Below are 22,297 nucleotides of genomic sequence, written 5' to 3'. Positions count from 1 at the left end.
CGTGTTATACCAGTAAAATAACGTTAAGGAGTGCAGATGGGAGCAGAACTAAAAACACATGTTTTGCAGCTTTGAGTGTGGTATCAAATGCATAGACCCACACCATAATTCCAGCCCAAATAGGAAAGCCTAAAATGAGTCCTATGAGTAGCCGGGTATCTTCAGCAAAGGGTAAAATCAAGTTGGTGTTGAGGGCCAATGAAATTGAAATAAATAACCCGGCAAAAAAGCCAAGAATGGTTTTAGGCCACATAAATCGTTCCTCCCACTGTTGTACAAAGTACAACGAGTAAAACCGATACAGACATAAACAGACGTTTGGATTTACCTGATAAAATTGTGACGGATACCAGCCCCAACATGAGTACCACAATGCTCGCTAAAAGTGCTGATACAAGTGGGAAGGTATTTGCAAAAAGGCCATTTGCAACTACATACAGTGCTATCGCACTCAGGTAGCCGACGGGTTTATTCAGCGGCTTTGCCATTAAGCGCTGTTTTGGGCTAGACAGGTACAACAGGATAGAAGCTGCCCATATGGGGATAATAGCGAGAAAGCTCATGTAAATAAAAATCATTGTTATTTTGTTGTTTATTGTTTCAATAAGTGAATCAAATTTCAACAATAAAAGTATGAAGATCTTACAATCAGAGCTAAATCGGGCAATTGGTAGGGCTTAAATCAATGATAAAGGCCACCGTGTTCTTGTTTTGGGGTCGCTGGGTCCAACACCTCCGATGATACCTATGGTATGCATGATCACAATTTAGCCGTTTGTAAATGTTGTTTTGCTGATTATCTATACATTCCCAATCAAGTCTATTACAAAAATATTACACTTAATCATTAGGTAAAGTGCGTTTTAGTAGAATAGTATTAATTTAAATGTGTATTTTGTGTAAATTTTAGGTGTTTTGTTTTAATTAAAGAGATAGGCTATATAAGCGTGAGTTGAGTGATAATTGCGCAGATATATTTAATCGTAATATTTACAAGGATCTGAACATGAAATATTTACAGGGTATTTTGTTATTATTTGCTCTTTGCTTTTCGGCATTTGGACAATCAAGGGTCATACAGGTAGATAATATGTGTGGACCAAGGGGGGCAATGCAGCCTGAGTCAAAGCAATTTCGACATGACAGTATGTTAACCAATACTGCTAACACGCAGTCTAGTGAGAAATCGGGTGTAAGATTTTTGGGCTTTGACATCACCGAAAGCGGGGGCGGGAAAAACCTGACGGCCCGCTTTGCTGGTGGTGACGGACTGACATATGCATATGCTGACGTGTATTGGGGTGATCACACTTTAATGTGTGGCCAAGTATATGGTTCAGAGCGTCAAAATAATTTTGCATGGGCTATCAACATACCGCTCTCAGAAGTACCGGCGATATTAAATCAGGTGGGGGAACTCGCAATATGGTTGATCAGCCTTCATAACGTTAATGGTGTAGAGGAAGACCGTATTAGTGAAATAACGTATGATAAGCAAGCTTTATTAGAGCTAGTTAATCATCAGTCTGACACTACTTTGCCTTATCAATTAACTATCGCACACCCAAGTGATTTGGAAACGCAGCATGGTGAAAACGACATTGTGTATTGTCTTAATAGTCGTTATTACAATTGTGATTATTCTATTTATGAGCACCCAAGGGCTGATGATGCACGATGGGATACAATGGGTATTGCGCTGCCATTTAAAGGTCAATTGACTTTAGATGGCTATGTTTCATCTATCCTTTATAAGGAAGACATAACCTCGGATATGAAGGTGATGGCAACAGACATTGGCTTATGGAATGCAGGTGTGTCTGAGCTATTTCAGTTAGGTGCATTACACCCAAATAGTAAAGCTTTTTTGTCACAATTTATGACGCTAAGCCATAGCGTGGACGCAGACACGGGCAAAATGAAGTCGACTATTGCATGGGATATCCCAGTAGAGCATGGTGAATTTCTAAGTCATGGTACGTTCGTACGTGATTACAATACATACCTTTTGTATAACTTCGCAATACAAAGAAATCCGCTTGGCAGCCTTGAAGACGCACTGAATAATGGCTACTCCGAAGCACAGTATCAAGTGAAAAACAAAGCGAGCAGCATTGCGATGACCGGGATATATGATTCATTCAATGGCACTTTAAAACTTACTCCATTGACGGTGACATATCCATAAATGTCAGATAAGAGCAGGCAACAGCCTGCTCTATCAAAGCGTATACTGAAAGGGTCTTAGAGGGTATCTTTCAGTAGTTCTAGCACTTCTTTTACTGAGAGTTTGTAAGTTGTATCTTGGCCACTCAATAGCTGCTGCGCTAAGTCGCGCTTTTGCTCATGCATGGCAATGATCTTCTCCTCTATAGTTTGCTGTGCGATCAAGCGATAAATGGTTACAGGTCGAGATTGTCCAATACGATGTGCTCTATCTGATGCCTGTGCTTCAACCGCTGGATTCCACCAAGGATCCATGTGGATCACATAATCCGCGGCCGTGAGATTAAGCCCTGAACCGCCGGCTTTGAGACTAATTAAGAATACCTCACCTTCACCGCGTTGAAATGCATTAACACGTGCTTGGCGCTGCGCCGCAGGCGTCGAACCATCTAGGTATTGATAATTCACGCCGCGTGTCTTCAAGTGTTGCGCTAGCAGCTGTAAATGGCCTACAAACTGACTGAAGATCAAAGCCTTGTGGCCATTTTCTTTCAACTCTTGTAACAGCTCATCTAATTTATTTAATTTGGCACTGCTTAGCCCCAATTCAGGGGCTACTAAATTGGGGTTACAGCAGACTTGGCGCAGTTTGGTGAGCTCAGCTAACATCGCAAGGTGTTGAGAGCCCGAATCTTGTTGCTCATTGGCCTGTGCGATATTGGCAATGGCGTTTTGACGCAGTGCCTCGTAGAGGGTGTGCTCTTCATCACTAAGTTGGATCGGGACATTGATTTCGGTGCGTGGTGGCAGCTCCGTTAGTACCTGATGTTTCATGCGTCTTAAAATGAACGGTTGCAACAAGGTTTTTAAGTTTTGCTGTGCATAGCGCGCCGCAATTGGTTTGTCTTCTTTGCTCTCTATGGGTTGGATGAATCGTTCAGAGAAGCGCTTGAGATTACCCAATAGTCCAGGGTTAACAAAGCGAAATAATGACCATAACTCTACCAAGTTATTCTCAATAGGCGTGCCTGTGGTGATCATTTTAAACTGCCCTTTGAGTGCACAAGCTGCTTTGGCGCGCTGTGACAGCGGGTTTTTGATGGCTTGTGCCTCATCTGCCACGATACAAGACCAATTAATACTTTTGAGCAGTTCAATGTCGCGCACCAATAATCCGTAACTGATGATCACGACATCCTGTGCTTTGAGTTGCGCAAACAATGCTACTCGGGCGTCACCGGCACCATATTGTGACAGTATTTTTAAACTGAGTGTGGGGGCAAATTTCGTTGCTTCTTGCTGCCAATTAAAGCACACCGAAGTCGGGGCTATGATTAAGCTTGGCCCTTCTTTTGCCCTTGCGAGTAGCACAGCCAGAGATTGCAGTGTTTTACCTAGACCCATATCATCGGCAAGACACGCACCTGCTCCCCAATGTGCTAGGCGCATGGCCCAATCAAAACCCGTATGCTGATAATCGCGAAGGGTTGCGTTTAAGTCAGCTGGTGGGGTTACTTTAAGCGTATTGGCCTGGTGCATTTTTTGTGATTGTTCTTCCCAAGCTGGCAGGGTTTTCATGCGCATACCCGTAACAGCCTCAGAGACGATAGGGCTGGCAAGCGGGTGAAAGCGACCTTGCTCGGTACTTTGATTGAGCTGTACTAACTTTTCATGCAGGGCGTGAGACAGTGCCACGACCTGCTGTCCACTGAGCTCAATAAATCGGCCATGGCTTTGCTCAACCAGTTTTAGCAGCTCTTTAAGTTCGATGACTTGTTGGTCATTAATTTTTAGCTCGCCATTTAAGTCAAACCACTGGTTTTTCTTAGAAATGGCCAATTGTAAATGTTGTGACTCCAAAGGTTTCGATAAATTGACCTTTTTCCCTTTGGGCCAACGAATTTTAACCTGTAAGGGCGGCGAGCTTTGCAAGCCCAGCTCTAACTGTTCAAGGGCACATAGAGCATCCTGTAAATCAGCAATGCACAAGCGGTTATCAGCCATGGCTAAAAAGGCAGGACAGTGAGCATCTAAGCTGTCGAGCAGATCTTGCTCTTGGGCTAAGTTACGTTTCGTGGCGATGCGCTTACCTTCAATTTCAGCACTGATACTGGCATTGCCAACACCTGGATGGAATGCGGGTCCCAAATCACCAAACGGCATACTCAGGCAGTGAAACTCAAGTCCTTGTTGATAAGGGCTAACATTAATGATGAGATGAGCTTGCGGCTCAACCGTTTCTAACCCGATCTCTATGTCGCTTACTTGAGAGGCGATATTCAGTAGCGGCGCAATAGCTGCGATGCTGGCAATCAATTTTGGCTTGGCGTGTTTTGGAATAAGCAAGCCATTTTCACCAATGATGTGCGCAATTTTAAGGTGTTGCTTATCAAAGTAAGTGAATGCATATTGATGCGATGTAATGTGCTTTATGGCATAAACCGTTGAGTACTTTGCAAAATCTTCGGGTAAATCAGTCAAGCTAAGCAACAGTTGCTCCCCACATGCTGTAATGGCGAGTTGTGCTGGAGACTCGATGATGTCCAGAGGTTCGTTCAAATCGTTGGCAGTAAATACATTGGGTGCGAGTGCTGCCGCACGAAGCGCTTCAACGCTATTGAGGTGATAGGTGGTGTCTTGCCAGTATTTGTCGATGGACATGGCATCGATAACGGCCAAATCTGATGCCGTTAAATAGGTCAAATCTTGTTGATTTTGATATAGCGTCTCAAGCGGCATGGCTTTGCCTTTGCTCCAACCATTAGGTTGGCGTTTTTGCACTTTTGCTTGAAACGAAGCTTTACCATTGGTGATATCAAGTAGCCAAATCAAACGTTCATTGGCAGTTGAGTCAGCGTCATCTGATAAGGTTTCTTTTGGCGCAAGCGCGAGCAATCTATCTAGGGCGAGATCCCATTCAGACTGCTGTTGAATCAGCGTTGCGAAGTTAAGACTCAGCCCACTCTCTTTATCTTCATTCGTCACAGAGGTGTATAACTGATCGGTAATGTCGGTAAATAAGCCCAGTGTCGCGTTACTAAAAAAAGCGCGGCATGCTTGCAGTCTTTCGAGATGTTGCTCATTGAGCGATTGCTTACACCAGTGCAGCGCCAACATTGAGAAGAGCTGACAAGCGTAATAATCCAAAGGACGATTTTGCAAGTCCCGTTCATGCTCTACAAACTGGCTAATGAAGGGGGCCGCAGTCAATAAAGACTCACTCAAGCACTCAAATAATTGGCCAACATAGTAATTCGTTTTATTCCCTTTTTTGTCGGATAGCTGATTACTGGCAAGGGACATGGCTTGCTGAGTATGATCATTGTTACTTGACGCTGACGCTAAAAGGGCAATGAGGTGGAGCCAGCCAAAAATACCGTCTAAATAGGGTGCTTTCTTCTTGGAATATTTTTGCTGTGCTTGAAGCGCACTATTAAATTGCTGACATGCATGCTCGCTTTGGTTGTTAAGCAGTAAAAAGCTAGCTTTAAGCTGCAGTGCATAACTGGTTATATCGTTGGGCTTTATTAATTGTTGTGCTTGGTCTACGTGGTTATCGAGTAACAAGGTTTCACTGAGCAAAAAGCGCAAGTTTCTATTATTTGGGCAGTGCTTTTGCGCTTGAATAAGCAGCTCAAGCGCAACATGGTTATTGATACCAAACTGTTTTTGGTTCGCAAGTAATGTTGCAAATGCTTGGTATTGCATGTCTTCTGGTAACTCAGCAAACGTATCCAGTTGGAATGGGAAAAAAACAAACTGTACCAGTGCACTGTTGTTTTGCATGTTTACTATTTGCGGGTTTTTGTGAAAAGCCAATCGTGCTTTTGCTTTAGGTAGCTGGCCAAGTAACAAAAAGTCGCGAGTGAGACGATTTTCATCTTCTGGGTCTCGCTCCCACTCGTAGGCATTGAGCACAGGGATAAACTCTTCTGCATATTTTAATATCGGTAACAATCGCCCAAGCTTTTGTGCATGCTGTGTCGCAAGGTTAGCGATAAGTGGGTTTATCCGTACATTGAGGTGCTCAACAATAGCCAGCCGCTTTGTTTCTAATAGGGTTGTCAGTTCTGAGCTGAGGGCAGAAACAGGCCTACCTTGTGCGATGACTTTTTGCTCTGTTAAACGCTTTAATATTTGCTTTATTTTTATGGTAGACGCCGACTTAAAAACCACTGCAAGCACTTGCACCAGTGTTTGGTAGTCTTCATCAAGTGCTAAATAGTCTTGATAGAGTCGCTCTATGATGACATTGCTATCTGTTGTGAGAGTGAGCGGGCGATTAAGTGAGTGCAAGAGTATTCCTAAGCGTACAGACTGACGCAGGGAAAGTACCAAATGGTCGTCAATGTCACAAGCTTTATGAAGGACTAAAAGTGATAGACATAAAAGGCATTTTGCCCGTCTTTCGCTGTCGTATCGAGATGAAATTGGCACTTCTCAAGTGCACGAACAGAGCCTTTATTATGCGGGTCTACTCCAGCATACACTGTTTTGATGGCACAGGTATCTGATAAATACGTCATTAGCCCAGACAAAAGCTCGCTGCCAAAGCCCTGTCCCCAAGCCTGTTTAGCGATCAAATACCCTATGTGTGCTGTGTCACCAGAGCGGTGCATTATGGCTAATCCAATTGGCAGAGGACGGTCTTTGAGTGCGGTTTCTTTGCCCATCGCAATGAATATATCTGCTTCTTTTAGCTTGTCGCTGAGCCATTGCACTGCGTGCTCATCTAGCGGCGGTGATTGCCACTCTTTAGGTAAAAATGCAGTGACAGCAGGGGTGAGTATGCGCGTAATTTGCTGAGCATGATTTGGTTTTGATAATAAAGATTGGCAATGATATATACAGAGTCTTTGTGTAGTGAATAAAGAGGGCATCGGTTTAGCTCCCCAAAAGCGGCAGTATCAGTGCCGCAAGCTTGGTTTATTAATAAAGGTTAGTTACTTTCTGACTCTAATGCACTTATTGTTGAGATTGCTTAAACGCCAACATTTTTTGGTGACCTGTGAGTGCAGGACCTGCGAGGGCTTTTAATAGTAGGCTGCCTATGTAAATGAATAGGGCGGTCACTAATGCATCCAAAAACCAGGCTATAGGCAGTGCTGTTACCCCTAAAAAGTCAGGCATATTTTGCAGCGCGGGTAAGGTTGCTTGCTGAGTGAGTGCATGCAGCGCTAAGGCGACCCAAAAACCAAAACAGTATGGGCAATGCCATGCTTCATAAAGGTAAGCAAGTGGTTTAGGGAGTTTATCGACGAGCGTGTTAAACCACGTTCCCCAATCAGGCAGCTTTTCCCAGATCAGAATATGTAATGTCAGTCCCATCAAAGCAATGGAAAAGTTTATTGTCATTGGAGAGTCAACCATAATATACCTCTAAATATGCGTGTTTTAATATGTGGGCTATTCTAGAGCTAAATGTATTGGACGATAATTGATAGAATTTAGTAAAAATCGGCTTTTTTTAAGCTTTCAGAAAGTGGAGTAACAGTATGCATGCATTGGCCGCTGGCGAGGTGTTTTTTGAGACGCTAACAGAGCAAAAGCATGGCTCACATGCGGAATGCGTACTGACTTTTATCGTATCTGGTGAAATGACCATTGCCCATCGCCTGCCTTTTCACGTTAAGCCTGGCTCATTTAATATTGTACCGCCGGGAGTTCCTCATACGCTGTTAACAGGTGAAAATCTGCAGGTTTTATGGCTGAGTTTTTGTCCTGATTGCTTGGGTTTAGCCGACAGTGATTTACTGGCGCCTTTTGAGTTGGTCAAAAAAGGCGTGTTGCCCGTGAAAGCGGCGAGCCTGGACCGGCATGCCTTCATTACAACTCTATTTTATGAGTTGATTGCGGCTCAGCAACAAAAATTGAGCCTTGAAGTGCAGCGCAGCTTTGTTGTCTTGTTGTTGAGTGAACTCAGTCTGGCTGTCTCGTGTGGCGCAAATTCGCCTCAGTATAATGAGAAAGTTGAAAGGGCGCTCGCGTTCATACAAACCAACTATTTGCGTTCGATTGGACTCAATGAAGTAAGTGAGGCGGTTCATGTGTCGCCTCCTTATCTTGCTCAACTGTTTAAACAAGAAACGGGGCATACGGTTGGTCAATGGATCACACAAAAGCGCTTATCGCAGGCGTGTACTCAACTGCTGCATACTTCGCAGCCTATCAGTCAATTAGCAGAAACACTTGGGTGGAGTGATACCACCCACTTTATTCGCCAGTTTAAAAAATATATTGGCCAAACGCCCGCGGCATGGCGAAAAAGTCAAAAGCGCTAGTGTACTAATTTATGGGCGTTTAAGCCTTCAGTGCTTTTAAGCTGCGATTAACCAGTTGATCTGCTTGTCGTGTCGTTTCAGGCAAGCGGTATTTGGGAGTGAGTTTTTCAATCCATTGCACAGCCGTTTCAATACTTATTTTATGCCCCACCGAGACAAAAACCGGTTTGATATCTTTTTGCGTGCGCAGCACCTTGCCGATAAGAGTCTCATCATGCATTAAATCAGACATGTTGCCCTTGCATGAACCCGGTGTTTCATACTCACCGATCAGCTTGGTTTTACCACACCCTATAGTGGGAATATCTAACAGCACACCTAGGTGGCTTGCCATACCAAAACGCTTAGGATGCGCGATGCCTTGCCCATCACAGACGATTAAATCTGGCATCATCGAAAGTTTTTTTATGGCATTGATTAACGGGGGGATTTCACGAAAAGAAAATAACCCCGGAATGTAAGGGAAGCTGATGGTCTCTACCACACTACATGACTCGATAACTTGCAGTGTTTTTGCGTCTAATAGCACCACAGCGCCAACCACTTGGTTATTATCTTCATCATAGGCAACATCCACGCCTGCGATTGTATCAATCTCATTGAATTGATCAGTCATAATGACGGTATTGGCTAAAGATGTTTGAATTTGCAATGCGTCTTCTTGTGTTGTGGGTGCGTCGTATTGGAACATGCTGATGATTTAAGTTGGTATTGATGATTTGATTATGATGGGGCGTAAAATATGATTATCAATAGTTTATGTGACTTTTTTGATCTATGAATAGATAAAAGAACCTCTGTATCGTGAGTAACAGAGGCTCTTTGGGTTCTAGTAATTTATCGACGTTCTAAAGTCATATCTGAAGCCAACTGACAAAGAGTCAAAATCTTGGTCGTTTGTATACGATTTGGTGAGGTACTCAAGGTGTACGCGCAGCGGTGGCGTTGGCATCCATTCTAAAGTGACGTTGTAACCATCGTAGCTCTGATTGGCTGGGTCATTATCGCTGTAGCCGTCGTCAAAATCGAAAAAGCCCGCTTTTAGCTTATAAAATTTTGTCAGTTTATACGCAAAGGAGAGATCAAGCGTTGAGCCATCTCTGTCTGCGATGTTGTTTCTTTCATATGTTTTATCTTGATAGGCAACTGCAGCGTAAAAGCGGTCTGTAAAATCATAGGCTAAGGAGCCTGCCCAGATGGCGTTTTCTCCTTGCCTGACTTGCTGGTCGTAGACATCATTCATTTGGTAGGTGATTGCAGCATGCAATCCATCTTTGTCATAGCTGACACCAGCATTGAACAAGTCTGCATAGTTTTCGTTATTTGCTCCATCGTACTGTGCAACAGCTACGAAAGTAATAGGACCACTGTCAAGGCGGTAACTCAACAAGTTATCAACGAAAAATAGGCTTTCGTTATCATAGGCATAAGGGCTATTAGCATGATTAAAAATGTCGACGTATTCGGCAATGAACAAGTATTGCGCTGGTCGTTGTTTACCAATACCAAAGCGCCCAACCGGTGTTACTAGGGCGGTGTAGGCGCGACGAGAGCGGCCAAACTCACCTGTATTTTGAATGTCGATACTCCACTCCCCATGCAGTTCTGCGGCCCAGTCATCATTAAATCTGTGGGTGGCCTTGATCCCTGCGTGGGATAATGCGTCACGCACATCGTATGTATCTTCCCCATTGTCTTCGATGCGTCCATAGGTTGGTCGCATGGTCGCATAGACATCGATTTTGTGCGTAACAGGTTTTTCTGCCACTTTAGGTACAGGCTTTGTTGTTGCCTTGGCAGTGGCGGTGGATTGTCTGGTGTCTGCTGGTTTTTCAGGTTCTGGGTGCTGCGCTGTAAATCGTCGTTTGAGTTCCGCAAGCTGGGCTTCAAGTGCCTTAATGTCATCCATGGTGACGGGACGGTTATCATTTGCAATCACCGGATATGCAAATGACGTTGATAGCAAAAGAGCAAATAAAGAACGGCTCGCTGTTTTCATAGTCTTTAAACCAATTAGTTGCGATAAAGCGAATTATAGACAACACTTTGCGATGTTGACTGATTTTTTTTCTGGCGAGTAACTATGAAGATTAGAACCAAGTTTTCAGTCGCTTCTGCGCTGGTGGTGTTTATCATCATTATTGTATTCAGCGGCTCTACTTACTGGTTTATCAATGATTCAATGAAGCAAAAAACGGCTGCGTATGTGGGAGACACAACTCAGCTGCTGGCAATCAGCATTAATAACTGGCTGTCTAAAAAAGCCTCACAAGTACATTTAGTGAAGACACAGTTAGATGTTGATTTTAGTGTCGAAAATTTTCAGCAAGCGTTAAACACGCCTTACTTTAGCACCTCATTTTTGTTGGCGTTTGGTACTGTGGATACGGAAACTGGGCTTAGGTCGAACAATCCAAATCGTCAGAATCCACCTGGCGTGGACTTTCGCCAGCGACCTTGGTATTCATTGGCAAAACAAAAAGGCAAAACGGTATTTACCAGCCCTTATGTGGATGCCGCGACGGGTGAACTATTACTTTCGGTCGTGTCCCCTATTAATTATCAAGGCCAGTTTAAGGGCGTGATCGGTGGAGACCTGAGCCTGACGACCATTGCAAATAGTATCAATGCGGTTGATTTTGACGAAACTGGATTTGCATTCTTAGTGGATAAGCAAGGTGAAATCATTTCGCATCAGCAAAAAGATTTAAACGGTAAGACATTACGTGACATCTCGCCCAACTTGTCGTTGGCTCAGTCAAAAACAGTGATTGAAGTGGAAGTCGGTGGTGAAGACAAAATCATGTATTACTACCCGCTGGATGATCAATATGGTAATGCATGGTATTTGGCTGTGATGCTTGATAAAGACAAAGTCTATCAAGTGCTCAACAAGATGACATTGAATACGATTGTTTTGGCAATCATTGCCGTTGTGTTAGGGTCATTAACAATCAGAACGCTCGCTATACACCTTTTAAAACCATTAAAAGAGTTAGAAGCTGCCATTACCAACATCGCATCGGGTAGTGGTGACTTGACTCAGCGTTTAACCATTCAAAATGATGATGAGTGCGGCAAGGTGGCGCAGCAGTTTAATATATTCTTAGGGTCACTCCATCAGCTCGTTTCACAAATAAAACATGGAACAGACATGGTGGTGTCGAGCAGTCAAGCAGCCCGAGAATTGGCAACGCAATCAAGCTCGCGTTTGCAAGAGCAGGTTGGGCTCGTGGAAAGTTTGGCAACTGCTATGCATGAAATGAGTACAACTTCCGGCGAGATAGCGGGCAGTGCGCAAAATGCAGCCAGCTCTATTACAACAGTGAATGACAAAACCCGAGATGGACAGCAAGTATTTTTAGAAACGAAAAAAGAGATTTCAGCGTTATCTGAGGAGATAAATGAGTCTCATGCGATGAGTACGCAACTTGCTGAATACAGCCATAGTATAGAAAATATTCTATCGGTCATAAATGGGATTGCTGAGCAAACAAATTTGCTTGCGCTTAACGCGGCGATTGAAGCTGCAAGAGCCGGTGAGCAGGGCAGAGGATTTGCAGTTGTGGCCGACGAAGTACGCTCGCTTGCCACCAAAACGCAAGAGTCGACAACCGAAATTAAAAGCATGATTGAACAAATACAGGTATCGTCAAATCAGGTGCAAAATGCCATGGGGGCAAGTCGAGATAAAACTTTGTTATGTGTTGAGCAAACAGAGCATGCGACGCAAATGCTGAATGAAATTTCTGAGTCGGTAAAAGACATCATGGATCGTAATATTCAAATTGCGACTGCGATTGAAGAGCAAAGCGTTGTCATTGAAGAGATAAATAAAAACACTGCGAATATCAATGATATTAGCGTTGAGGTTGATAATTTCTCTAGTCAGCAATATGAAGCGAGCCAAGAGCTGGCTGAGCAATCACATGAGCAAGAGGTACTCCTGTCTAAATTTACTTTATAGTGTGGTGAGATGTTTTCAGCTGAAGCAAAAGCACGTATGATTTTGCTCAGTTGAAATAGTCAGTGATTGTAGGAGCAAATCATGGCCATATGGGTAGATGCAGACGCGTGCCCTGTCGTAATTCGAGAGATTTTGTTTCGTGCAGCGGTGCGCACTCAGGTGACGGTCACTTTGGTGGCAAATCAATATTTGAAAACGCCACCGTCTCCTTATATTTGCAAGCTGCAGGTGAGTGCGGGTTTTGACGTTGCAGATAATGAAATCGTAAAGCGTATGAACGCAGGTGACTTGGTGATCACCAGTGATATCCCTCTCGCGGCAGAAGTCATAGAAAAGGGCGGGCTTGCGCTAAGCACTCGAGGTGAAATGTATACCACTGAAAATATTCGTGCGCGTTTAAATATACGTGACTTTATGGATACGATGAGAAGTAGTGGTGTTCAAACCGGTGGGCCGCCGCCTTTGAGCCAAAGTGAGAAACAGCAATTTGCAAATTGTTTAGACCGGTGGCTGCAGCAACACAAAACACAGTAAAATTCGCTTTATAGCCTGCTGATGATGCAGGCTTACTCTTCTTATCCATCCATCCACCCTCTTTAATCCCCATACTTGTATTGATCTTCGGTTCACTTTTTGTAAAGTAAGATGTCCAACCAATAAAGGGCACATAGTCTATCGAAGGAGAGTAATATGATAAGAGAGATGACACAGCAAGACTTTGTGGCATTTTGGCCTGTGTTTAAAGAGGTTATATTACAACAAGAAACCTATGCATATCATCCTAATATGTCACAAGAAGAAGCTTACCAAATTTGGTGTGCGCAGCCATTAAAAGCGTTTGCGTATGTTGAAAATGAACAAGTATTAGGGACGTATTATATTAAGTCCAATGCGATGGGCCCCAGTGACCATATTTGCAATTGTGGTTATATGGTTTCACCGAAAGCGCGTGGTAAGGGGTTAGCAAGAAAATTATGTGAGCACTCACAGGTACAAGCTTTGGCGCTTGGGTTTAAGGCGATGCAATTTAACTCAGTTGTTTCGAGTAATGAAATTGCGGTTTCGCTTTGGAAAAAGTTGGGGTATGAGATCATCGGTACTATTCCGAACGCTTATCGTCACCCTCAATTGGGGTTTGTTGATAGTTACATCATGTATAAGTGGCTTGCATAAAAATAGAAGGAGTAAACCTTGAACAAGGAATTAGTGTTTTATTATTTAGCAGATAAACCTGAATACCTCTCGACAGTAGCTCGTTGGTATTACTCAGAGTGGTGTGAGCAAAGTGGTCGCTACACATTAGCGCAGATAACCGAAAAACTACACAATTCATTAAATCGAAACGCGTTACCCAAAGTTGTTATCGCGATGATGGGTAGCCAGTTGGTGGCGGCTGCGGAGCTAAAAATTCGTGAAATGGATGACTACCCACAATATGAACATTGGGTTGGTGGAGTGTATGTGGACGCGCAAATGAGAGGCATGCAGATTGGTAAAATGCTGATGTCTTATGTGGTGTCGCAAGCGAAATTAGCGCAGATAAACACGCTCTACTTGCAAACAGAGCGATTAGATGGCGGTTTATATCGTCAATTGGGCTTTGAACCAATGTTTGAGACACATTCAAAGGGCTATCATGTGCTTGTGATGAAAAAATCACTGAGTTTGCCGGTATGATAACGGGTGTAAATCATATTACTTTGTCAGTATCAGGTCTTATTTCATCGATTGAATTCTATCGTTTACTCGGCGCTAAAGCCCATGTGCGTTGGGAAAATGGTGCCTATTTATCACAGGGTGATTTGTGGCTATGTTTGTCTTTGTGTGACAAACATAGCCCATTAAGTACTCAAGGTGACAATACCCATATTGCTTTGAGTGTAGATCAAGTTGAGCTAACGAACTTCCGTCATAAAATGTCATAGCTTAATATAAAGACTTGGCAAGAGAATCGCAGCGAAGGTGAGTCGCTTTATATTCTTGACCCAGATGGACATAAGTTGGAATTGCATGTGGGGTCATTGCAAAGTCGTCTTGGTAGTTTAAAAGCCAAGCCATATCAAGGGCTCGTGTGGTACAACGAACTTTGAACAACCACTCTTAACAGTTATTATTGTCCGGTTAATCACAATTAAAATCAACAATGTTATTACATAACAATGGCTTAGGTTTGTTTTTTTAGTCTTGACTTGATTGACTTTAATTCCACCAATGATTATATTGACGGCTCATTTATCATGCTAAGGTGCTAGATTTGAATTGTCGGATATTGGCTTATTGGGTGCTCGTGACCGTGATTGCATTGCAGTCGGTGTCTTTTGTGGCATCTCTATCCGATGTACATTTAGTTGATGTAAAGCACCTTCAGTCTACACATTCTCATCAACATGATCTGCAAGTGACCAATACAGTAGAGCTCGATGAGCATGGTCATGCCATTCAGGATTGCCATCACTGTGGTCATTGCTCTGGCAGTCATACCTCTTGGCTTAGCCGACACTGGCAAGAGGATGCCACAGTCATGACTTCACTGGTTGTGGTGAATACACCTGATACACGTATCCGCAGAAGGGCGGAATCGAAATACAAACCTCCAATCTATTCTTAAATCCCCTTTTTTTCACTCAATCGCTTTGAATTTAGGGCGTGTTTAGTGAGCCATTAATTAGGCGTTTGTTCATAGCACATGTTTGCTGAGCATTGTGACATGTGTACAAATGACAAACATAGTTTTAACGCAATCAGCATATTGCGTTATGCCTCACATCAGTATGTATACCGTTTGGTAGGTAGGCAGCGAACTGGTGCGTGGCTTTTATCATCCAATACCAGAGTGAGTTGAGCGTATTGGAGGATAGATGGAGGTTTAAATTATGAACTTTTTAAATATAAGATATGTATTGGTCGTGGGAATTCTTAGCGGATTTTTTAGTTTTTCTGCGTGCGCATTAACTGCAGGTCATGATCATGGCCATCAAGAGGATGAGCATTCTCATCACGTCGATGTAAACCAAGGCAAAGGGAATACTCATCAACATACAAATGAATATGCGGTACTCAATGAAGCACAACGTCGTATCGTGGGTATTGAAATTGCTGAAGTTAAAAAAACAAACTACCAATTAACTCAATCTGCGTCAGCTGAAGTGAAAGCAAACGGCTATACCAGCTATATAGTCTCTCCTAGAACTGATTCTGTTGTGGTAAATCGCCATGTCACATTGGGAGATAAAGTATCACAAGGTCAAAAATTGGTGACTTTGTTTAGTCAAGAGGTGGCCAGCGCGCAAGCTGAATATCGGTTGGCGAGAAGTGAGTGGTTGAGAATGGCGAAATTGACAGGAACCGCTGTTAGTGAAAGTGAAAAGCTAGCAGGAAAAACCCGCTTTGATGCAGCCTATGGTCAGCTTATTGCTCTGGGGTTAAGTGGTACTGCGATTAAAAGCTTACATAGTTTAGCGAATGAGACCTTGGGTGAATACACCTTGATTGCGCAGCAAGTTGGGGTGGTGCTCGATGACGACTTTTCACAAGGGCAACGAGTTGAAGCAGGGTATGCGCTGATGATGCTAGCGGATGAAAGTACACTGTGGGTGGAGGCTAAGTTACCCGTTCAGGCTGATATAGAGCCACACAATATAGACCAAGCTGAAGTGGTGTTTAAAGACAGAAAGTACGCTGCCGAGGTGATCCAACAAACTCATACAATCGACCCCATTACTCGTACCAAGGTGATCCGATTATCAGTAGATAACAAAGGTGATGTGTTACATGCAGGTATGTTTGTTGAGGTGCAGTTAACAATGCACTCAACAGCTCAAGCTATGCTGGTGCCAGAGTCTGCGGTGGTCAGAGACCAAGCACAAAATTGGGTTGTGTTTGTGGAACAGAGCGATGGTGCATTGAAACCTGTTCAGATACGTTTAGGTGCTCAAGTTGGAAAACAACGTGTGATTTATGGCTTAGACAGCCCCAGTCGATTAGCGGTTAGAGGTGCATTTTTTATTGCCTCAGAGCTAGCCAAAAGTAACTTTGACCCGCATAACCACTGATGGGAGCTCGAATATGTTGAATTATATGATTTCATGGTCAGTGAATAACCGCTATTTGATACTCGTTGGTGTACTCGCGTTGCTGCTTGCAAGCATTACTGTGACACAAAAGCTATCTCTCGATGCTTTTCCAGATGTAACAAACACTCAGGTAGTTATAAATACGGAAGCGCCCGGGCTAGGTGCAGATGAAGTTGAACAGTTGATCACTTACCCGATTGAAGCTGTGATGTATGCTTTACCGGATGTTGCCCAAGTACGTTCTACATCAAAAACGGGGCTGTCAGGCGTGACTGTTGCTTTTAAAGAAGGGGTTGATATTTATTTTGCTAGACAGCTTGTTTTTGAACGGTTGCAAGAGGCTAAAGCGCAGATCCCCGTTGGTATCGGCATACCAGAGATAGGCCCAAACACCTCAGGTCTTGGTCAAATATTTCAATATTTAATCGTATCGGAGCCTGACTCTGGTTACGACACTATGGCACTGAGAAGTTTAAATGACTGGTTGGTAAAAATGATACTGATGCCAGTTGATGGCGTGACCGATGTATTGTCATTTGGCGGTGAGGTGAAGCAGTACCAAGTGAACCTTAACCCGCAAAAATTACTTTCCTACGAACTCAGGCAGTCAGATATTCAAACCGCATTGGAAAAGAATAATGTGAATGCTGGTGGCTGGTATATGGAGAGAGGGCAGGAACAGTTAGTGATCCGAGGGGCTGGTTGGTTTGCCAGTGGTGAGAAAGGGCTAAAGCAAATTAGTAAAGTCCCAGTTAAAGTCATTGAGGGCACAGTGATACATGTCGGCGACGTTGCAGATGTTCAGTTCGGCGCCGAAATTCGACAAGGTGCGGTGACGATGACTCGGCGAAATAACCTTGGTGAAGTAGAGGTGATGGGTGAGGTTGTGTCAGGGATTGTACTCAAGCGTACAGGTGCCAATAGTAAAGAAACCATTGATGCTATCTATGAAAGATTAGCGCGTTTAGAGCAAGCCTTACCGACAGGCGTAAAAATTATGCCATTTTACGATCAGAGTGACTTAGTAGATAAGGCGGTGGAAACGGTTGCTAGCGCATTGGGTCTTGCATTTATATTTATCAGTCTTGTACTGACGTTATTTTTATTCAATTTAAGAGCGGCGCTATTAGTGCTGATATCCATTCCCTTGTCGATAGGTATGGCGCTAATGACAATGACGTGGCTTGGGATCTCAGCCAATTTAATGTCATTGGGTGGGTTAGCCATTGCCATTGGTATGTTAGTAGATGGCTCGGTAGTGATGGTTGAAAATATTGTTCGAAAGCTTCAAGCGAATGGTAATGATATTAAAGATAAACATAATAGTGTGTTATCTATCGTATCCTTTGCAGCTAAAGAAGTGACACATTCTATTTTCTTTGCTTCATTAATTATTTTGCTGGTGTTTATGCCATTGTTCAGTTTCGAGGGCGTTGAAGCTCGGATGTTCGAACCTATGGCCATTAGCATCATGTTAGCGGTGGCTTTTGCTGTTATCGTTGCCTTGATCTTTGTTCCAGCGCTTGCCTGTATTGCTTATCGAAGTGGCATAGCCATTCGACCTAATAAAGCTGCGGCTCGATTAGAGGCTATGTATCGAGCGTGTTTGGTTAAAGCGATGGATAAGCGTAAAGCTTTCATAGTCGCTGTAATTAGCTTGATATGTCTAAGCGCTTTTTTAGCGACTAAATTAGGTACTGAATTTGCGCCGGAGTTAGAAGAAGGCACGATTAATTTACGTGTTACGCTTGCATCATCGGCCAGTTTAGAAACGGCGCTTGAGGTTGCGCCAAAAATTGAAGCGTACTTACTAGAGATACCTGAAGTTACTTATGCACTTAGTCGAATTGGCCGAGCGGAAATTGGCGGGGACCCAGAACCGGTTAATAATATCGAAATTTATATTGGGCTTAAACCAATTAATCAGTGGCAAAGTGCATCCAATCGCACTGAACTTCAAGCACTCATGAAGCATAAGCTAGCGGTGTTTCCGGGCATACAACTTAACTTCTCTCAGCCAATAGCAACGCGGGTTGATGAGCTGCTATCGGGTGTCAAAGCGCAATTGGCAATTAAATTAATGGGGCCTGATTTAGATGTTCTGGCGCAAAAGGGAACGGAAGTGGAGGCCGTTATTCGACAAATCGAGGGGGCTGTAGATGTCGCGATGGAACAAGTTAATGGTGAGGCGCAACTTTTAATCACCCCAGACCGTCTGGCGCTAGCGAGATTTAATTTGACAGTGTCAGATATTATGTCAGTGGTTAATGAAGGTGTCGGAGGCCAGCATGTGGGCCAAATTGTCAATGGTAATGAACGATACGACATATACCTGCGTTTAAACAAAGTATTTCGTAACAACCCCCAAGCAATATCAAATTTAATATTAGTTGCACCGAGTGGAGAATGGGTGCGGCTTGGTGATGTGGCTCATGTGGCAATAACGACAGGCACACCACAAATTAGGCGAGACGATGTGCAAAGACGTGTCGTTATCGAGGCGAATATAGAGGGTCGAGATATGGGCAGTGTTGTCTCTGATATTTATGAGCAAGTAGCAGAGCAAGTAGCACTTCCTGCTGGTTACTCAGTCGTGATTGGAGGACAGTTTGAGCGTCAGCAGCGTGCTCAACAGAAATTACTTATGATAGTGCCTTTATCATTGATATTAATCAGCTTAATGCTGTTTTGCATCTTTCGTTCAGTCAGGCAGGCTTTATTGATATTGCTCACCATCCCGCTCGCCGTTGTCGGTGGGGTGTGTGCGCTTTACTTTTCTGGTCTCTATCTATCAGTTGCTAGTTCCGTGGGATTTATTACCTTGTTTGGTGTGGCTATTTTAAATGGGGTCGTGATGGTAGAGAGCATTAATAAACAAGGACGTGATAAAGATATTTATGGTGCGGTGTTAAGTGGTGCAAGTGTGCGTATACGTCCAGTGTTGATGACTGCTATTACCTCAGCATTAGGCCTTATTCCTATGCTGTTATCACATGGTGTGGGGGCTGAGCTACAAAAGCCAATTGCAGCAGTTGTAATTGGGGGATTGGTGAGCTCAACACTCCTAACGCTTATTATCATTCCAATCTTTTACCCAACTTTTTCACGGCAAAAGTGGTTGAGTGATAGTGAAAAGACATAATTGATGATTAAATATAAAGCTCACTATGTGAGCTTTATATTTTAATGGGGCATGAGAATGGCTAGAAAATTTGAGAGCTTCCAAGCGTTTTATCAGTTTTATTTGCAAGAGCATCAAAACACGCATTGCCGCAGAATGCATTTTGTTGGTTCTTCGCTGGTTATAGCGATATTGATTGCTATGTTAATCACGCAATATTGGGCACTCTTATTGGCGTTGCCAATATGTGGCTATGGATTTGCGTGGTTTGGGCATTTTTTTTATGAACATAACAAGCCAGCAACTTTTCAATATCCACTCTACAGCTTTTTCGCAGATTGGGTGATGTTCAAAGATATCATCACCCGAAAAATTACGATTTAAGTTTTGTGGGCTTATTTAGCAAATAAACGGCGCTTAGAGCCAATAATGCGCCACAAAACATGGTTAAACTTAGGTGCTCGTCGAAGTACCAAATAGACATGCCCATAGCAGTAACCGGCACAATGAAAATGAATGAGCTAGAACGACTCGGTCCTAATTGCTGAGTGGCAAAAAAGAAAATGCTGGTGGCGATACTAACCACAATAATTGACAAATACAGCATATGGTACCAGTAGGTACTTGAATAGTTTGCTATATTACTGATTGGAGATAAGTCATATGCGAATAGATAGCTCAAAAGCATTGCCCAAAAATACATCAATGTGCTGAACGTGAGAAAGTCACTAAATTTAGTGCCTTGTTTACTGATGAGGGTTAAAAAAGCCCATGTTAACGAGGCCAGTAAAAAGTAAGCGTTTCCTGATGCCAGTATTTGAGCGACATCAAAAAGCCAAATTTCAATCATAAAGAGTCCACCAACGACTCCCAATATACAACCTGTGAGTTGTGTGTTAGACAGTGTGCTACGTAAAATCAATGTGCTGAGAATAATGGTAAATATAGGGTTGGTTGTGGTGACAAGCATGCCTCCTTTGCCCGGTAATCCGTCATGCAATCCTAAAAAGAAGAATTGATTATAGGCGGCCATCAATAAACCAGCCGGAATGGACCATAATAGGGCTTTACGAGAGAATGCAAGTTTGTGCAACTGAGATTTATGCATTAGAAATAAAATAGGTGCCATACTAATGGTAGCCAGTGCGATACGATAAAATACTGTGATTTCAGCGGGCGCCATATCTGCAATAATTTTTCCAGATATCCAACTTGAACCCCATACGAGCATTGCCATGATAAGCGCTAAAACGATCGTTGTATTCTTTGAAGTGTTTTGTAAAACCGCGGTAGACATTAATTTCCTCGTTCATTGCAACATAATAAGCAACACACTGTGATGCACTACTTGTGTATATATTGAATTATGACTGAATTTAAGATTTTGATTTTTATAATTTTATTTTCTATAAGAATATCTTGGTTCTAGTTTCATAAAATCATAAGTACAAAAAGCAAGTCAGTGTAGAGTACAAAGTAAACAGGGACGAGTTTATTACAATTGCGCCTATGCGCATAGCTGGGCAGACTAATAAAGGAAATAATATGGCGTTATTAATGAGAGTGATGTTCCTGAGTTCACTTTTAGCCAGCAATGTCAGTAAAGCCAATTCATTTAACGATCACTTGCAAGTCGAGCAAATCATAAGAAACCACTTTAGTTCTTTAATTGCGAATAGTTTGCAAGAGCAGGATGAGGGCGGCGACAACGAGGAGAATAAAAAAGATGGAGACACAGGGCAAACAGACAATAAGCCAATGCTGGATGTAAGGGTCATGTCAATTGAGGGGATGCTGGCTTCTGTGCAGTTGATCATTGATGATGATGTTGAAGATATCCATTTAATAAAAAATCAATACGGCGCGTGGGAAATGAAAGATGTGTTGCATTGAAACCGAAACAATACTCGTGACTCGATAAAATACAGCCCGTAATAGGTGATTACTATCTAGCTGTAATGCCCCGTAATTGCATTTAATCTGAATCTCCCTATAGTTGCACATAGATTATTCAGTTTGAGGGAAACGTTATGGCTGCAAAAGTTACAGTTACATTCATAAATAAAACCAAAACGCCAATGTTTGCGTTTTTGTGCCAAGGAAAACAAATTTTAGCGCTAACTTTAACGCAAATATTTCCAGGGTCAGCTTATAGACTGTCTGAAGAGGTTGAGCATTTAGAAGACCTACAAGTTGGATTTGGTCAGTCGTGGTCAGCAGCTGAATTGGAAATGCAGCTAGATGTTAAAAGAGGGATTACAGACTTCAATGTTACTTTAGATAATGAAGGAGCAATGGAGATCGTCACAAATGGTGACTTAAAACTAAAACGTAAACATTACTTTTATGACACAGCGATTGGACATTAAGTGATAATGCAATCCATAATAATGGCTGTTTATAGCAAGTTTCCTGAATAGTGCGCGCAGCCTGACACCTGCGTTCGTTTATCTACTGATATACATCAGCTCTCTTTATATCTTCATAATATACCCACGTTGACGTAATCATTTTTAATCGCAAATTATCTCTTTTGCTTTGTATAAAAAATTTTATAAAAAGGCTTGACCAAACATTTTAAGTCCCTATAATGCGCACCCACTGACACGGAGCAACACGCACAAAAGCAAGAAGCAAAGTGAAGGTTAAAGCCAAGCTGAAAGCTTAATTGAAAATAAATTAAATTTTC

General features: G+C 42.8%; 20 protein-coding genes and 1 pseudogene. 13 read left to right on the top strand and 8 right to left on the bottom strand.

Annotated features, from left to right (window positions below; translation table 11 throughout):
* Nucleotides 1-4: 4 nt before the first annotated feature.
* Together L1077_RS00105 and L1077_RS00100 are read right to left on the bottom strand one after the other, a co-directional pair.
* Nucleotides 5-253 (bottom strand): hypothetical protein, encoded by a 249-nt coding sequence (locus L1077_RS00105; protein WP_237135070.1) that lies wholly within the window; start codon nt 251-253, stop codon nt 5-7.
* Nucleotides 243-563 (bottom strand): hypothetical protein, encoded by a 321-nt coding sequence (locus tag L1077_RS00100; protein ID WP_063360614.1) that lies wholly within the window; start codon nt 561-563, stop codon nt 243-245. Before L1077_RS00100 ends, L1077_RS00105 begins: the two co-directional genes overlap by 11 nt.
* Before the next feature lie 443 nt (nt 564-1,006).
* Here L1077_RS00100 and L1077_RS00095 point away from each other — a divergent pair, with 443 nt between their 5' ends.
* On the top strand, nt 1,007-2,188 hold the full coding sequence (locus tag L1077_RS00095; RefSeq protein WP_237135069.1) for a hypothetical protein: 1,182 nt from the start codon (nt 1,007-1,009) through the stop codon (nt 2,186-2,188).
* 56 nt (nt 2,189-2,244) lie between these two features.
* Here L1077_RS00095 and L1077_RS00090 read toward each other — a convergent pair whose 3' ends face one another.
* The 3 genes from L1077_RS00090 to L1077_RS00080 all read right to left on the bottom strand — a co-directional run bounded on the left by L1077_RS00090 (nt 2,245) and on the right by L1077_RS00080 (nt 7,536).
* Complete coding sequence (locus tag L1077_RS00090; RefSeq protein ID WP_237135068.1) at nt 2,245-6,462, bottom strand: DEAD/DEAH box helicase; 4,218 nt, start codon at nt 6,460-6,462, stop codon at nt 2,245-2,247.
* Nucleotides 6,463-6,536: 74 nt separating this feature from the next.
* On the bottom strand, nt 6,537-7,046 hold the full coding sequence (locus L1077_RS00085; protein ID WP_237135067.1) for a GNAT family N-acetyltransferase: 510 nt from the start codon (nt 7,044-7,046) through the stop codon (nt 6,537-6,539).
* Between the two features lie 85 nt (nt 7,047-7,131).
* Nucleotides 7,132-7,536: a hypothetical protein gene (locus L1077_RS00080; protein ID WP_237135066.1), complete on the bottom strand. Its 405-nt coding sequence runs from the start codon at nt 7,534-7,536 to the stop codon at nt 7,132-7,134.
* Between the two features lie 125 nt (nt 7,537-7,661).
* Between L1077_RS00080 and L1077_RS00075 the strand changes: the two genes are divergently transcribed.
* Complete coding sequence (locus tag L1077_RS00075) at nt 7,662-8,447, top strand: AraC family transcriptional regulator (RefSeq protein ID WP_237135065.1); 786 nt, start codon at nt 7,662-7,664, stop codon at nt 8,445-8,447.
* Between the two features lie 19 nt (nt 8,448-8,466).
* On the opposite strand, the gene nfi is transcribed toward L1077_RS00075, so the two are convergent.
* Nucleotides 8,467-9,138 (bottom strand): deoxyribonuclease V, encoded by a 672-nt coding sequence (gene nfi / locus L1077_RS00070; RefSeq protein ID WP_237135064.1) that lies wholly within the window; start codon nt 9,136-9,138, stop codon nt 8,467-8,469.
* A gap of 138 nt (nt 9,139-9,276) precedes the next feature.
* Entirely contained in the window at nt 9,277-10,446 is a 1,170-nt protein-coding gene (locus L1077_RS00065; RefSeq protein ID WP_237135063.1) for a porin, read from the bottom strand.
* An 84-nt stretch (nt 10,447-10,530) separates the two neighbouring features.
* Here L1077_RS00065 and L1077_RS00060 point away from each other — a divergent pair, with 84 nt between their 5' ends.
* The 9 genes and pseudogenes from L1077_RS00060 (at nt 10,531) to L1077_RS00020 (ending at nt 19,992) form a co-directional block, all read left to right on the top strand.
* A complete protein-coding gene (locus L1077_RS00060; protein ID WP_063360607.1) occupies nt 10,531-12,414 on the top strand; it encodes a methyl-accepting chemotaxis protein in 1,884 nt (627 codons plus the stop codon).
* 81 nt (nt 12,415-12,495) lie between these two features.
* On the top strand, nt 12,496-12,948 hold the full coding sequence (locus L1077_RS00055; RefSeq protein WP_063360606.1) for a YaiI/YqxD family protein: 453 nt from the start codon (nt 12,496-12,498) through the stop codon (nt 12,946-12,948).
* A gap of 156 nt (nt 12,949-13,104) precedes the next feature.
* A complete protein-coding gene (locus L1077_RS00050) occupies nt 13,105-13,587 on the top strand; it encodes a GNAT family N-acetyltransferase (protein WP_063360605.1) in 483 nt (160 codons plus the stop codon).
* Nucleotides 13,588-13,605: 18 nt separating this feature from the next.
* Nucleotides 13,606-14,091 carry a GNAT family N-acetyltransferase gene (locus L1077_RS00045; RefSeq protein WP_063360604.1) on the top strand — a complete coding sequence of 162 codons (486 nt, stop codon included), beginning with the start codon at nt 13,606-13,608 and terminating at the stop codon, nt 14,089-14,091.
* Nucleotides 14,088-14,504 (top strand): annotated as a pseudogene (locus L1077_RS00040) (VOC family protein). The gene L1077_RS00045 and the pseudogene L1077_RS00040 overlap by 4 nt, the downstream one beginning before the upstream one ends.
* A 164-nt stretch (nt 14,505-14,668) precedes the next feature.
* Complete coding sequence (locus L1077_RS00035) at nt 14,669-15,022, top strand: hypothetical protein (protein WP_237135062.1); 354 nt, start codon at nt 14,669-14,671, stop codon at nt 15,020-15,022.
* Nucleotides 15,023-15,287: 265 nt separating this feature from the next.
* Nucleotides 15,288-16,466 carry an efflux RND transporter periplasmic adaptor subunit gene (locus tag L1077_RS00030; protein WP_237135061.1) on the top strand — a complete coding sequence of 393 codons (1,179 nt, stop codon included), beginning with the start codon at nt 15,288-15,290 and terminating at the stop codon, nt 16,464-16,466.
* A 13-nt stretch (nt 16,467-16,479) separates the two neighbouring features.
* Nucleotides 16,480-19,629 (top strand): efflux RND transporter permease subunit, encoded by a 3,150-nt coding sequence (locus L1077_RS00025; protein ID WP_237135060.1) that lies wholly within the window; start codon nt 16,480-16,482, stop codon nt 19,627-19,629.
* A 57-nt stretch (nt 19,630-19,686) separates the two neighbouring features.
* Nucleotides 19,687-19,992 carry a DUF962 domain-containing protein gene (locus tag L1077_RS00020; protein WP_237135059.1) on the top strand — a complete coding sequence of 102 codons (306 nt, stop codon included), beginning with the start codon at nt 19,687-19,689 and terminating at the stop codon, nt 19,990-19,992.
* On the opposite strand, the gene L1077_RS00015 is transcribed toward L1077_RS00020, so the two are convergent.
* Entirely contained in the window at nt 19,982-20,905 is a 924-nt protein-coding gene (locus L1077_RS00015) for a DMT family transporter (protein ID WP_237135058.1), read from the bottom strand. The genes L1077_RS00020 and L1077_RS00015 overlap by 11 nt on opposite strands.
* Before the next feature lie 248 nt (nt 20,906-21,153).
* On the opposite strand from L1077_RS00015, the gene L1077_RS00010 reads away from it, so the two are divergent.
* Both L1077_RS00010 and L1077_RS00005 read left to right on the top strand, forming a co-directional pair.
* Nucleotides 21,154-21,501 (top strand): hypothetical protein, encoded by a 348-nt coding sequence (locus tag L1077_RS00010; RefSeq protein ID WP_237135057.1) that lies wholly within the window; start codon nt 21,154-21,156, stop codon nt 21,499-21,501.
* Nucleotides 21,502-21,638: 137 nt separating this feature from the next.
* Complete coding sequence (locus L1077_RS00005; protein WP_237135056.1) at nt 21,639-21,977, top strand: hypothetical protein; 339 nt, start codon at nt 21,639-21,641, stop codon at nt 21,975-21,977.
* Nucleotides 21,978-22,297 lie beyond the last annotated feature (320 nt).

The organism is Pseudoalteromonas luteoviolacea, assembly GCF_021654285.1.
GTDB classification, from domain to species: domain Bacteria; phylum Pseudomonadota; class Gammaproteobacteria; order Enterobacterales; family Alteromonadaceae; genus Pseudoalteromonas; species Pseudoalteromonas luteoviolacea_J.
This window is presented reverse-complemented; position numbering and strand designations above follow the sequence as displayed.